Raw genomic sequence first — 13,185 nt, 5'->3', positions numbered from 1 at the left:
CTGAGGCCGAGCCCGCCTGACCGCCACGAGTGGGAGGAGAGCCTCGTGCGCAACCGCGAGTCGTGAGCAGCCCCGAATCCCGGAACGCCCGAGAGGAGCAGCGCCGTGCGCAACCGCGAGTCCTGAAGCCGAGCCCGCCTGACCGCCACGAGTGGGAGGAGAGCCCCGTGCGCAATCGCGAGTCCTGAGCCCACGCCCGCCCGATTGCTTCGCGCGAGAGGAGAAGCCCGTGCGCAACCGCGAGTCCTGAACCCGCTGCCCACCAGCCACTTCGCCCGTGAGGAGAGCCCCCGTGCGCAACCGCGAGTCCTGAAGCCGACCCCGCCTGACCGCCGCGGAGAGGAGAGCCCCGTGCGCAACCGCGAGTCCTGAACCCGCTGCCCACCAGCCGTTTCGCGCCCGAGAGGAGCACCGCCGTGCGCAACCGCGAGTCGTGATCGAACCGCACCCGAGTCCGTCCCAGCACGAGAGGGGATCGTCACCATGCGCAACCGTGAATCCTGAAGCCGGCCGCGGGTCCGGGTGGGGCCGCTCAGGCGGTCGCCCCGCCGTCGACCACCAGGTCGTGCCCCACGGTGAAGGCGGCTTCGGCCGAGGCCAGCCACAGCACCGCGGCGGCCACCTCGGCGGTGGCCCCCACCCGGCCCAGCGGGATCGCGCTCTTCAACCGCTCGGCGCGGTCGGCGTCCGTCTCGCCCGGACGCCGTGACATGTCGGTGTCCGTCGCGCCCGGGCTGACCGCGTTGATCCGGACGCCGTCGGCGATGTGGTCGCGCGCCGCCGTGCGGGTCAGCACGCTCACCGCCGCCTTCGACGCCGCGTAAGCCGCCATGTTCGGCAGCCGGCCGTGCGCGCCGATGTTCGACGCCATGTTCACGATGGCGCCGCCGCCGTGCGCGCGCATGTGCGCGACCTCGTGCTTGAGGCACAGCCAGGTGCCGGTGACGTTCGTGGCCAGCACCGCCTCGAAGCCGTCTTCGCCGAGGTCGGCGACCGGCGCCTGCGACCCGAGGATGCCCGCGTTGTTGAACGCGACGTCCAGCCGGCCGTGCCGCGCGACGACCGTCTCGACCATCCGCGCCACGTCCGCCGAGTCGGTGACGTCGACCCGCACCGCGCTGGCCGCGCCGCCGATCTCCTTCACCGCGGCCGCCAGCCGCTGCTCGTCGCGGCCCGCGACGACGACCGTCGCGCCCTCGGCGGCGAACGCCTTCGCCGTCGCCAGCCCGATGCCCGAGCCGCCGCCCGTCACGAGCGCGACCTTGCCTGCGAACCGTGCCCCCATGCTGTCCTTCTTTCTGGTCTGATCAGTCTCGAATGAGGATGCGGAGCGCCTGCGAGACGGCCGCGTTCAGCCGGCTCGCCGCGTCCGTGCCCTTGCCCAGGACCCGCAGTCCCTGGAGCACGGTGAGCAGGAACCGCGCGAGGGTCGCCGGGTCGCTGCCTTCGGGCAGCTCGCCCTGTGCTCGGGCGCGTTCCAGTGCCATCGTGAGCGCGACCTCGAGGGTGTCCCAGCTGCGTTCCACGATCCGGGCGACCGCCGGATCGCGGGGGAGCAGCTCGATCGCCGCGTTGACGACGAAACAGCCGACGGGACCGTCTTCGCCCAGGATATCCGCGACATAGCCGTCGAGCAGCCGCCGCACCGCGGCCACCCCGGAACCCGGCGCCGACAGCTCGGCCAGCACCCGCGCGTCGGTTCGCTCGGCGTACCGCTTCAACGCCGTCACGTAGAAGTCGTGCTTCGTGCCGAAGGTCGCGTACAGGCTCGCCTTGGCGACGCCGAGGTGGGTGACGAGGTCGCTGACCGACGTCGCTTCGTAGCCCTGGCGCCGGAAGAGCGCCAGGGCGGCGTCGCACGCTTGGTCGACGTCGAACTCCTTGACCCGGGACACGCTGAGAACCCTAGCTCTTTCGAGAACGGTCGGTCAAATAACGCGCCTGCGGTGTGTCGCGACCGGTCACGACCCGTGCGGTGGCACGATGACTGCTCGGACCAGCCGGAGGGGGTGAGTGATGCCGGACCTGACGCTGCCGCCGACGGTCGTCGCCACCCACCTGCGCTCCTGCGCCGACGAGCTCGCCGCGAGCCTGCGCTGCGGCGGCCCGGGTGCCACCACCGCCGAGCTCGCCGACGTCGTCGCCCAGCTGGTCGCCGGCCAGGAGGCCATCTCCCACGCGCTCGCCGGGCTCGCCGCCCGCGTCGACGGCTCGCCGTTCCTCGCCGCCGCCCCGCCGCTGGACGTCGAGGTGGTCACCGAGGTGCTCCGCGCGGCGGCCATCGCGGCCCGCTGCTCGGCCGAAGCACTCGACGAGGTCACGCCGTCATTCGAATGTGTGAGCGAATCCGTCGCGCCTGACACCCGTTTGTAGCTGTCGGCGCCGACGGCCCGCTGGCTAGCCTGGAGCTGCGGAGGTGTCGCATGCGGGCGGTCTGGACGGGCACGATCGGGTTCGGGAGTTACGCCATTCCGGTGAAGGCGTTCAGTGCGACCGAGGAGCGGGAGCTGCCCCTCCACCAGGTGCACGAAGCCGACGGCGGCCGCGTCCGCGTGAAGCGGGTCTGCGAGGTCGACGGCGAAGAGGTGCCGCCGGCGGAGATGGTCCGCGGCTACCCGGTGCCCGGCGGCGACGTCGTCCTGCTGTCCGACCATGAGCTCGCTTCGCTGCCGATGCCCGGCCGCACGATCGCGATCCGCGGCTTCGCGCCGCTCGCCGACGTCGACCCGATCTGGTTCGCGAAGAGCTACTACCTCGAGCCCGAGCCGGCGGGCACGAAGCCGTACGTGCTGTTCAGCGAGGCCCTGCAGCAGTCCGGCCGGCTCGCGCTGGTCACCGTCGCGCTCCGGCGCCGCGAGACGCTCGGCGCCCTGCGGGTGCGCGACCAGGTGATCGTCCTCGAGACGATGCTGTGGCCCCACGAGGTGCGCGCGCCCGACTTCCCGTTCCGGCACGCCGACGTCGACATCCGGCCCGGCGAGCTGCGGCGCGCGGTCAACCTCGTCGAGGAGCTGACCGGCGAGTTCGAGCCGGGCCGCTACCCCGACCGTTACCGCGAGGCGTTCGAAGCGTTGGTCCAGGCGAAGATCGACGGCGCCGAGGTCGTCCAGCCGACGGCGGCCGAGCAGGCCGAGGGCGTCACCCGGCTGCTGGCGGCGTTGCAGGAGAGCGCCTCCGAAGCCGACGACGCGCGCAACGCGGCTGTCGCAAAGGCCAAGGCTGCCGCGTCGAGGGCGGCGAAGGCGCGTACGACGGCGAAGCGGGCCGCGAGCCGCGCGAAGACGCCTTGAGTATTACTACCCATGGGTAATTGAGGGTTCTCCCACTGCTGACCGAGCGTCCCGGCGCGGCAGACTTCGTCACGCCAGCGGGTACCGGACCGCTGGTGGAGGGGGGAAGTCCGGACGGCCCCTGGGGAGGTGAGCCGTCCGGGCGGCCAGGGTTCCGGGACGGGCCGACGGAGGAGCGGTCCGCTCCCGGAACCCGTGTCGCACCGCGGGGAGGCGGTGCGAACTGGGGGTGTCTCGAAGGCCGCCGCGGGGGAGCGAGGGGTTCCCGCGGCGGCCTTCAGGCGTCCGCCACCCGCACCAGCAGTTCCGAGGCCAGCTTCAGCAGCTGCCGTTCGGTCGGCGAGAGCGTCCGCTCCAGCGCCGCCGCCAGCCACCGCTCCCGCTGGACGCTGTACTCGCGCAGCACCGCGAGCCCGGCCGGGGTGATGCTGACCAGCGACCGCCGGCCGTCTTCCGGGTCGGGCGCGCGGGTGACCAGCTCGCGTTCGGTCACCCAGGCGAGGATCCGGGTCAGCGACTGCGGCTGCAGCCGTTCCGCCTCGGCCAGCGCGGTCGGCGTGTGCGTGCCCGCCCGGTAGAGCCGGCTCAGCACCGCGAGCACCGCCGGGCCCGGGCCGTTCAGGTCGCGCTCGGCCCGCATCCGCCAGTTCAGCCGCCCGACGCCCTCGCGGACCAGCCGGGCCAGCTCGGCCAGCTCGGGGTCCGCGCTGACGGGCGACGCGACGTCGGGTTCGGGCTGCATGCTGCCCAGGTTATGCGGTGCCCCGGACGAGCCGGGCATAACGCCCGTCGCGCGCCAGCAGCTCGTCGTGCGTCCCGCGCTCGACGACCCGGCCTTCGTGCAGCACCACGATCTGGTCCGCGTGCTCCACAGTGGACAGCCGGTGCGCGATCGTCAGCGTCGTGCGGCCCGCGGCGAGCCGGTCGAGTTCCGCCTGCACCGAGCGCTCGGTGTGGGTGTCGAGCGCGCTGGTCGCCTCGTCGAGGATGAGCACCGGCGGGTTGCGCAGCAGGATCCGGGCGATCGCCATGCGCTGCTTCTCGCCGCCGGAGAAGCGGTAGCCGCGCTGGCCGACGACGGTGTCGTAGCCCTCGGGCAGCCCGGCCAGCGTGTCGTGGATGTGCGCGGCCTTCGCGGCGGCCTCGATCTCCTCGTCGGTCGCGTCCGGCTTCGCGAACCGCAGGTTCTCGCGGACGGTGTCGTGGAACAGGTAGGTCTCCTGCGACACCATCCCGACGCCGGCGGCCAGCGACGCCAGCGTCACGTCGCGGACGTCGGTGCCGTCGATCGTCACGGATCCCTCGCTCACCTCGTACAGCCGCGCCACCAGGTACGCGAGCGTCGTCTTGCCGGAGCCGGTCGAGCCGACGAGCGCCGTCGTGGTGCCGGCCGGGACGTCGAGGTCGATGTCGTGCAACGTCTGCGGCCCGTCGTCGTCGTAGCGGAAGGAGACCCCGCGCATCGAGACGTCCCCGCGAGTCACGGTCAAGGTGCCCGCGCCCGGCTTGTCGCTGATCTCCACCGGCAGGTCCAGCACCTCGAAGATGCGGCCGAACAGCGCCTTCGACGTCGCCACGTTCTGCCCGATCGTCTGCATCGCGCTGGCCGGCGCGACCAGCCGGTTGAGCATGCTGGTGAACGCCACCACGGTGCCGAGCGAGATCGGGGACGCGCCGCCGGCCAGCGCCAGCCCGGCGATCCAGTAGACCAGCGCCGGGATGACGGTCAGGCTCATCGCCCGCGACGCGATCTGCCAGCGTCCGGCCAGCGCGGCGGCGCGTTCCAGCGAAGCGATTTCCCGCGACTCTTCGCCGAAGCGCGCCCGCATCGCCTTTTCGTTGCCCATCGTCTTGGCGAGCAGCACGCCGGTGACCGACAACGACTCCTCGACCATCGTGGTCAGCCGGGCCATCCGGCGGGTCCGGCCGCGGGCCAGGTTCCGCCGCTTCCTGCCGAGCCGGAGCGTGAACAGCAGGAAGAGTGGGACGACGATCAGCGAGAGCGCCGCGAGCTGCCAGTCGAGGAAGATCAGCGCGACGGTGATGGCGGTCGTCGTCGTCAGGTTCTGCACCATCGACCCGGCGGTCGTGGTGATGACGTTGTCGACGCCGCCGATGTCGTTGAAGACCCGCGAGAGCACTTCGCCGCTCTTCGTCCGGGTGAAGAAGCCGAGCGACATCCGCTGCAGGTGGCCGTAGACCGAGACGCGCAGCTCGTTCATCACGCGCTGCCCGATCGTGTTGGACAGCCCGGTGGTGGCCACGCCCAGCGACGCGCTGCCGACCGCGCAGGCGATCATCCCGCCCGCCAGGAGGCTCAGCAGCAGCGTGTCGCGGTGGGGCAGGGCGTCGTCGAGGATCTCGCGCAGCAGGAACGGTGAGGTCACGCCGAGCCCGGCCTGCACGACGATCAGCGCGAACAGCGCGCCGAGGGGGCCGCGGTGCGCGCGGAACAGGCCGGCGATCCGCCGGAGGGGGACCGGCTCGTCGGTGTCGGTGGTGGGCTCGGCGAGCGACGGGCGAGCTCTGGTCGCGGAGGTCATACACGTATGTTTACCAAAGTACGGAGAACTATCCAGTCGTTTTCCGAAAGCTGCCGCCGAGGTAGTACATGCGCACGTACAAAGCACGCGTACCCGTGAGGCGGAGGACCGGGAGCGACTACCCTCGGGAGGGCCGGCCTCGTCCGGCGCGCCACTCTCGACCCAGCTGGAGCGTGCACACCCGTGTTCGACACCCTCTCCGATCGGCTCACCGCCGCCCTTCAGACGCTCACGCGCAAGGGCAGGCTGTCCGACGCCGACATCGACGCCACCGCGCGCGAGATCCGCATCGCGCTGCTGGAGGCCGACGTCGCCCTCGGCGTGGTCAAGACCTTCATCGCGAGGATCAAGGAGCGGGCGAAGGGCGCCGAGGTCTCCCAGGCGCTCAACCCCGCGCAGCAGGTCGTCAAGATCGTCAACGAGGAGCTCGTCGGGATCCTCGGCGGCGAGACGCGCCGGCTCAACCTGGCCAAGACGCCGCCGACCGTGATCATGCTCGCGGGCCTGCAGGGTGCCGGTAAGACGACGCTCGCGGGCAAGCTCGCGATGTGGCTGAAGAAGCAGGGCCACGCGCCGATGCTGGTCGCCTGCGACCTCCAGCGCCCGAACGCCGTCACGCAGCTGCAGGTCGTCGGCGAGCGCGCCGGCGTCGTCACCTTCGCGCCCGAGCCCGGCAACGGCGTCGGCGACCCGGTCGACGTCGCCCGCCGCGCCATCGCCGAGGCGAAGCACGCGCAGCACGACGTCGTCGTGGTCGACACCGCGGGCCGCCTGGGTGTCGACGAAGAGCTGATGAAGCAGGCCGCGGACATCCGTGACGCGGTGAACCCGGACGAGGTCCTTTTCGTCGTCGACGCGATGATCGGCCAGGACGCCGTCACGACCGCCGAGGCGTTCCGCGACGGCGTCGGCTTCTCCGGCGTCGTGCTCACCAAGCTCGACGGTGACGCCCGCGGTGGTGCCGCCCTCTCCGTCCGCGAGGTCACCGGCCAGCCGATCCTCTTCGCCTCCAACGGCGAGAAGCTCGAGGACTTCGACACCTTCCACCCGGACCGGATGGCGTCGCGGATCCTCGGCATGGGTGACGTGCTCACCCTGATCGAGCAGGCCGAGCAGGCGTTCGACCAGCAGGAGGCCGAGAAGGCCGCCGAGAAGCTGTCGAGTGGCCAGCTCACCCTCGAAGACTTCCTCGAGCAGATGCTCGCGGTCCGCAAGATGGGCCCGATCGGCAACCTGCTCGGCATGCTGCCGGGCGCGGGCCAGATGAAGGACCAGCTCGCCCAGGTCGACGACAAGCACCTGGACAAGCTGCAGGCCATCATCCGCGGCATGACGCCCGCCGAGCGTGACAACCCGAAGATGATCAACGGGTCGCGCCGGCTGCGCATCGCGAACGGCTCCGGCGTCACCGTCCGCGAGGTCAACGACCTGGTCAACCGGTTCTTCGAGGCCCGCAAGATGATGGCCCAGATGGCCGGCCGGTTCGGCTTCGGCGGCGGGGGCGGCAGCTCCAAGCGCAAGGGCAAGAAGGGCAAGAAGGGCGGGCGCGGCCCGACCCAGCCCAAGGTCCGCGGCGGGATGCCGGGTGGCATGCCGATGCTGCCCCCGGGCGGCATGGGCGGCGGCATGCCGGACCTCTCGCAGCTGGGCGGCATGAACGACGTCCCGGGCTTCGACCCGTCGAAGTTCAAGCTGCCGAAGAACCCGAAGGACAATTGAGCACCGCGCTCCACGCCGCCGGGGTGGTCCTGCCCGGCGGCGAGAGCCGCGAGCTGTGGATCACCGGCGGCCGGATCTCGTTCGAGCCGGTGCCGGACGCCGAGTCGCTGGGCCGGGACGTCTTCCTCGTGCCCGGCCTGGTCGACGCGCACTGCCACCCCGGCATCGGCGTCGGCGGGCCGGTCTCGCTCGAAGAGGCGACCGAGCAGGCGCTCACCGACCGGGCCGCGGGCACGCTGCTCATCCGCGACTGCGGCCTGCCGATCGACGTCCGTCCCCTGCAGACGCGGGCCGACCTGCCGACGATCATCCGCGCCGGACAGCACCTCGCGCTGGCCAAGCGCTACGTCCCCGGCCTCGGCATCGAGCTGGAAGACGCTTCGCGGCTGCCGGACGCCGTGGCCGAGCAGGCGCGGGACGGCGACGGCTGGGTCAAGCTCGTCGGCGACTGGATCGACCGCGGCGCCGGTGACCTCGCCCCGCTGTGGCCGGACGACGTCCTCGCCGAGGCCGTCAAGGTCGCGCACGAGCACGGCGCCCGCGTCACCGCGCACGTGTTCGGCGAAGCCGCGCTGCCCGGCCTGATCGCGTCCGGCATCGACTGCCTCGAGCACGGCACCGCCCTGAGCGCCGACCAGCTCGCGGAGCTCGCGCGCAACGACGTCGCGCTGGTGCCGACGCTGATCAACATCGAGAACTTCCCGGGCATCGCCGACAAGGCGGGCAAGTACCCGACGTACGCGGCGCACATGCGCGCGCTGCACGCCGGCGTCGGCGAGATGGTCGCCTCGGCCGTCGAAGCGGGCGTGCGCGTCTTCGCGGGCACCGACGCGGGCGGCATGGTCGCGCACGGCCGGATCGTCGACGAGATCGAGGCGCTGCACCGCGCGGGCATGACCCGCGAGCAGGCCCTCGCGAGCGCGTCGTGGGCCGCCCGCGACTGGCTCGGCCACCCCGGCATCGCCGACGGCGCCCCCGCCGACCTGCTCGTCTACGCGAGCGATCCGCGCGAGGACCTGGGCGTGCTGCGACACCCGGAGCACATCGTGCTCGGCGGCGTCGTGTACGCGTGACCCCGCCGTTTTCCTTGCGGGGTCGGCACTTTAGCGTTGGGCCCGTGACGGACGACGACGGCGCACGGCGCGTGCTGAAAGCGCACTGGTGTTTCGTGGCGTTCTTCGCGGGGATCGCCGGCTACTACCTGATCAACCTGATCATCGCCGCGGCGGTCAACCGCAACGTCGGCGAGTTCGACCCTCTCGAGCTGCACGACATCGGCCCGCTGCTGCTCCTGGCCTTCGTGCCCAACCTGCTGCTCGGCCTCGGCCCGGCGGCCGGCTCGTGGCTCTGGGGCCGCGGGCTGCGTGCGGACTTCGGGCTCAAGCCGACCTGGCGCGATGTCCGGATCGGCCTCGCCTGCGGCGCGCTCGCGCTGGTCGTCGGCTACGGGCTCAACCTCGTGCTGATCGCCGTCTACGGCGCCGACGACGTCTCCGACAGCCCGCTGTCCGACCTCGCGGACACCTTCGACGGCGACACCGTCTGGCTGGTGCTCGCCGCGGTGATCGTCATCGCCGGCGCCCCGATCACCGAAGAGCTGCTGGTCCGCGGCACGCTGTGGAACGCGCTGCAGTTCCACCGGGTCCCGCCGTGGGTGACCCTGCTGCTCACCTCGGTCGTGTTCGCCCAGCTGCACGGCGAGCCGACCCGCACGATCGCCCTGATCGGCCAGGGGATCGCGATCGGGCTGGCCCGGCACCTGTCGGGCCGGGTGAGCGCCGGGGTGATCGCCCACGCGGCGAACAACCTGCCGCCGGCGGTGCTGCTGTTCGTCGCCCACTGAGCGTTACGAAGATCGATGGACAGTAGCCGCGCGGATACTGTGCGATCACTTTCCGGCGGCTAGGCTCGGAAGCCGGAGCCCGAGCGATCGCGGAGGGGCGAGGCGTGACCACTTCCCAGGACCCGGCGTCCGACGCGACGCCGGTGCCGGAGCCCGAAACCCCCGCCGCGTCGGCCTTCCTGCCGCCGGTGCGCCGGCACCGCTGGGGGTTCGGGGCCTTCCTGCTCGTCGAAGTGGTGCTGCTGTCCTCGGCGGCGTTCGTGTCGGTGCTGGTCGGCGACACCGGGCCGGGCCCGCTGCCGATGCGGGTCGTCCTGCTCGGCACCATGCTGCCGACGATGATCGCGGCGGGTGTCGCGGTGCTGATCACTTACGTCCGGGGCAACGGGCCCTTCGAAGACCTGCGGATCGAGTGGCGCTGGGCCGACGTCAAGACCGGCTTCCGCTTCGGCTGCGTCGGGCTCGTGTTCACCACCATCGGCGCGTACCTGTGGACGCGGCTGGTCGGCGACCAGAACGCGACGTCGGCGATCAGCGCGCTGGTCGAGGACCGGAAGATGTCGGTGTCGGCGGCCATCGTGATGTTCGTCTACCTCTGGCTGCTCGGCCCGATCTGCGAGGAGATCATCTACCGCGGCCTGCTCTGGGGCGCCGCGGAACAACTGCAGTGGCGCAGCGAGCAGTGGGGGCGCGTCGCGGCTTTCCTGCTGTCGACGGCGGTGTTCGCGGCCAGTCACCTCGAGCCGCTGCGGACGACGTTGCTGCTGGTCATCGCGGTGCCGATCGGGCTGGCGCGGCTGGTCACCGGCCGGCTTCCGGGCAGCATCGTCGCGCACCAGGTGAACAACTTCCTCCCGGCGCTGACCATCCTGCTCGGGGCGCTCGGGGTGGCCTCTTTCTGAGCGCCCGAGCGCCGTCTGGCAGAATGGGTCACTGCCTGCTTCCGCCGGACCCTCTCACCGCGCGAAAGCTCCTGACCTTCGGGTGCCCGCGTCCGTGTCCCCACTCGGCTCGCGTGCGCCCAGCCCAGCACCAGAGAGACTCGAGGAGAACCCACACCCGTGGCCGTCAAGATCAAGCTGCAGCGCCTCGGCAAGATCCGTGCGCCGTACTACCGCATCATCGTCGCCGACGCGCGCACCCGCCGGGACGGCAAGGCCATCGAGACGATCGGCAAGTACCACCCGAAGGAAGAGCCGAGCCTGATCCAGGTCGTCTCCGAGCGCGCCCAGTACTGGCTGTCCGTCGGCGCGCAGCCGACCGAGCCGGTCCAGCGCCTGCTGGAGATCACCGGTGACTGGCAGAAGTTCAAGGGCCTGCCGGGCGCCGAGGGCACCCTGAAGGTGGCCGAGCCGAAGCCGTCCAAGCAGGACCTGTTCAACGCGGCCCTGGCCGCCGCCGGCGAGGAGCCCTCCACCGAGGCCACCACGCCGAAGAAGAAGTCGACCCCGAAGAAGGCCGACGCGGAGAAGGCCGAAGCCGAGGGTGAGAAGGCCGAGTGAGCTTTCTGGCTGACTCCCTCGAGCACCTGGTGCGCGGGATCGTCGACAACCCGGACGAGGTCCGGGTCGAGCTGCTGACCACGCGTCGTGGCCGCACGCTCGAGGTGCACGTGCACCCCGACGACCTCGGCAAGGTGATCGGCCGGGGTGGTCGCACGGCGACCGCCCTGCGCACCGTCATGGGTGGCATCGGTGGCCGCGGCGTCCGCGTGGACGTCGTCGACACCGACCGCTGAGCCTTTCGGAAAACGGTCAGGATGGACGTCGTAGTCGGCCGCATCGCCAAGGCGCACGGCATCCGCGGGGAACTCGCGGTGGACGTGCGCACGGACTCGCCGGAAGAGCGGTTCAAGGTCGGTGCGGCCGTGACGACGAAGCTGCGTGACGGCAGCAAAAGGGAACTCACCATCGCAGCCGCCCGCGAACACAGCGGGCGGCTGCTGGTGCGTTTCGAGGAGGTGCTGACCCGCGACGTCGCCGAGACGCTGCGGGGGGCGCTCCTGCTCGCCGACACCGACACGCTGCCCCCGACGGCGGACCCGGACGAGTTCTACGACCACGAGCTGGCCGGCCTGCGGGCCGAGCTGACCGACGGCACGGTCGTCGGCAAGGTCGTCGAGGTCGTCCACTCACCGGCGGGCGAGCTGCTGGAGCTGGCGGTCGACGACCGCTCGGTGCTGGTGCCGTTCGTCCGCGCGATCGTCCCCACGGTGGACGTCGCGGGCGGCCGGGTCGTGCTCGACCCGCCGGAAGGCCTGCTCGACGCATGAGGCGCTGGAAAGCCGCGCTCGCGGCACTGCTGCTCGTCCCGCTGTTCGCGCCGCCGGCCCAGGCCGCGGCCCCGACGTACGGCGACTTCTCGCTGATGTTCCAGCGCAGCGCGGGCCAGTACGCGCCGCCGGGCGAGAAGGCGTACCAGTGGGCTTGGTCGCCGCAGTCGGCCACCGAATCGCAGATCACCTGGGGTGACCCGGTCACCTGGCCACCGGCGTACGCGGAGCACTTCGTCCACGACGGCGACTGGGTGCTGCTCGACGGCTGGCACGACAACGGCACCTACTACACCGAGCGCGTGACCAGCGAGTCTCTGTGCAAGGGCGGCGCGTGCACGGCGATCCCGTCGCACGGCGGACAGCAGCACTACGTCCGCTGGACCGTGCCGTCGTCGGACTACCGGCTGGTCGCCGAAGGGGTCATCACGGAGCAGAGCAGCGGCAAGAACTTCCGCTTCAAGCACGTGCAGACCTGGCACGCGCCCGCGCCGTGCAGCACGGCCCGCTTCGGCGCCCGGACGTGCATCACGCAGAGCGAGTCGTGGTCGTCCGACCAGGGCCTGCCCGCCGGCTCGCCGCTGCGCGAGACGAAGCGCCGGGACATCCGGATCGCGCAGGGGCTCGGCATGGCCTTCACGATCGACCAGCAGGTCGAGGTCCCCTGGCACGCCGAAGCCACCGAATACTGGAACTGGTGACCGGGTGCGCATCGACGTCGTCACGATCTTCCCCGAGTACCTCGACCCGCTGCGTGCCGCGCTGCTGGGCCGGGCCATCGACCGCGGCCTGATCGAGGTGGGTGTGCACGACCTGCGCGACTGGACCCACGACGTCCACCGCGCGGTCGACGACGCCCCGTACGGCGGTGGCCCCGGCATGGTCATGAAGCCGCAGATCTGGGGTCCCGCGCTGGACGACGTCTGCGGAGACGCGACGCGGCTGGTCGTGCCGACGCCGGCCGGCAAGCCGTTCACCCAGGAGCTGGCGCACGAGTACGCGGCGGAGAAGCACCTGGTGTTCGCCTGCGGCCGGTACGAGGGCATCGACCAGCGGGTCGTCGACGACGCGGCCCGCCGGATGCCGGTCGACGAGGTGTCCATCGGCGACTACGTCCTGGTCGGCGGCGAGGCGGCGGTGCTGGTCATCGTCGAAGCCGTCGTCCGGCTGCTGCCCGGCGTGCTCGGCAACGCGCGTTCGGCCGCCGAGGACTCCTTCTCCGACGGGCTTCTCGAAGGGCCCAGCTACACGCGCCCGGAGGTGTGGCGCGACCTGGCGGTGCCGGACGTCCTGCGGTCCGGCAACCACGCGCTGATCGACCGCTGGCGGCGTGACCAGGCCCTCGAACGCACCGCCCGCCGCCGCCCCGATCTCTTGGCCCGGCTGCCGGAAGGTAGTCTCGACAAGCACGACCGCGGGGTCCTGGAGGGCTTGGACCCCGAGCAGGCCCAGGGCCGGTTCACCGGCCCGGATCCCGGTCTGTAATACTTGACAGGTTGGCGTGAGTGGACCTCCTCG

15 protein-coding genes are annotated in these 13,185 nt (G+C 71.7%); 11 read left to right on the top strand and 4 right to left on the bottom strand.

From position 1 onward, the window contains the following. Positions 1–532: 532 nt before the first annotated feature. Both M8542_RS17580 and M8542_RS17575 read right to left on the bottom strand, forming a co-directional pair. Positions 533–1,285 carry a glucose 1-dehydrogenase gene (locus M8542_RS17580; RefSeq protein ID WP_257921249.1) on the bottom strand — a complete coding sequence of 251 codons (753 nt, stop codon included), beginning with the start codon at positions 1,283–1,285 and terminating at the stop codon, positions 533–535. 22 nt (positions 1,286–1,307) lie between these two features. After that, positions 1,308–1,895 (bottom strand): TetR/AcrR family transcriptional regulator, encoded by a 588-nt coding sequence (locus M8542_RS17575; protein ID WP_257921248.1) that lies wholly within the window; start codon positions 1,893–1,895, stop codon positions 1,308–1,310. A 121-nt stretch (positions 1,896–2,016) separates the two neighbouring features. Here M8542_RS17575 and M8542_RS17570 point away from each other — a divergent pair, with 121 nt between their 5' ends. Then, positions 2,017–2,373, top strand: coding sequence for a hypothetical protein (locus M8542_RS17570; protein ID WP_257921247.1), 357 nt, complete (start codon positions 2,017–2,019; stop codon positions 2,371–2,373). Positions 2,374–2,423: 50 nt separating this feature from the next. Next, complete coding sequence (gene ku / locus M8542_RS17565) at positions 2,424–3,290, top strand: non-homologous end joining protein Ku (RefSeq protein WP_257921246.1); 867 nt, start codon at positions 2,424–2,426, stop codon at positions 3,288–3,290. Positions 3,291–3,567: 277 nt separating this feature from the next. Here ku and M8542_RS17560 read toward each other — a convergent pair whose 3' ends face one another. Both M8542_RS17560 and M8542_RS17555 read right to left on the bottom strand, forming a co-directional pair. After that, entirely contained in the window at positions 3,568–4,032 is a 465-nt protein-coding gene (locus tag M8542_RS17560; protein WP_257921245.1) for a MarR family winged helix-turn-helix transcriptional regulator, read from the bottom strand. 10 nt (positions 4,033–4,042) lie between these two features. After that, positions 4,043–5,833, bottom strand: coding sequence for an ABC transporter ATP-binding protein (locus tag M8542_RS17555; RefSeq protein WP_257921244.1), 1,791 nt, complete (start codon positions 5,831–5,833; stop codon positions 4,043–4,045). Positions 5,834–6,016: 183 nt separating this feature from the next. On the opposite strand from M8542_RS17555, the gene ffh reads away from it, so the two are divergent. The 9 genes from ffh (at position 6,017) to trmD (ending at position 13,152) form a co-directional block, all read left to right on the top strand. Then, on the top strand, positions 6,017–7,552 hold the full coding sequence (ffh, locus tag M8542_RS17550) for a signal recognition particle protein (protein WP_257921243.1): 1,536 nt from the start codon (positions 6,017–6,019) through the stop codon (positions 7,550–7,552). After that, positions 7,549–8,625, top strand: coding sequence for an amidohydrolase family protein (locus M8542_RS17545; RefSeq protein WP_257921242.1), 1,077 nt, complete (start codon positions 7,549–7,551; stop codon positions 8,623–8,625). The genes ffh and M8542_RS17545 overlap by 4 nt, the downstream gene beginning before the upstream one ends. 44 nt (positions 8,626–8,669) lie before the next feature. Beyond that, on the top strand, positions 8,670–9,395 hold the full coding sequence (locus M8542_RS17540; protein WP_257921241.1) for a CPBP family intramembrane glutamic endopeptidase: 726 nt from the start codon (positions 8,670–8,672) through the stop codon (positions 9,393–9,395). A 104-nt stretch (positions 9,396–9,499) separates the two neighbouring features. After that, positions 9,500–10,297, top strand: coding sequence for a CPBP family intramembrane glutamic endopeptidase (locus M8542_RS17535; protein WP_257921240.1), 798 nt, complete (start codon positions 9,500–9,502; stop codon positions 10,295–10,297). Positions 10,298–10,456: 159 nt separating this feature from the next. After that, complete coding sequence (rpsP, locus tag M8542_RS17530; RefSeq protein WP_257921239.1) at positions 10,457–10,897, top strand: 30S ribosomal protein S16; 441 nt, start codon at positions 10,457–10,459, stop codon at positions 10,895–10,897. Beyond that, on the top strand, positions 10,894–11,133 hold the full coding sequence (locus M8542_RS17525) for an RNA-binding protein (RefSeq protein WP_003103110.1): 240 nt from the start codon (positions 10,894–10,896) through the stop codon (positions 11,131–11,133). Before rpsP ends, M8542_RS17525 begins: the two co-directional genes overlap by 4 nt. Positions 11,134–11,154: 21 nt before the next feature. Next, complete coding sequence (rimM, locus tag M8542_RS17520; protein ID WP_257921238.1) at positions 11,155–11,667, top strand: ribosome maturation factor RimM; 513 nt, start codon at positions 11,155–11,157, stop codon at positions 11,665–11,667. Beyond that, the gene (locus M8542_RS17515; RefSeq protein WP_257921237.1) at positions 11,664–12,368 is read left to right on the top strand and encodes a hypothetical protein; all 705 of its coding nucleotides are present in this window, start codon (positions 11,664–11,666) and stop codon (positions 12,366–12,368) included. Before rimM ends, M8542_RS17515 begins: the two co-directional genes overlap by 4 nt. Before the next feature lie 4 nt (positions 12,369–12,372). Beyond that, positions 12,373–13,152, top strand: a complete 780-nt coding sequence (trmD, locus tag M8542_RS17510; RefSeq protein ID WP_257921236.1) for a tRNA (guanosine(37)-N1)-methyltransferase TrmD — start codon at positions 12,373–12,375, stop codon at positions 13,150–13,152. The last annotated feature ends 33 nt before the right edge of the window (positions 13,153–13,185 follow it).

Source organism: Amycolatopsis iheyensis (assembly GCF_024703995.1).
Taxonomy (GTDB): Bacteria; Actinomycetota; Actinomycetes; order Mycobacteriales; family Pseudonocardiaceae; genus Amycolatopsis; species Amycolatopsis iheyensis.
This window is presented reverse-complemented; position numbering and strand designations above follow the sequence as displayed.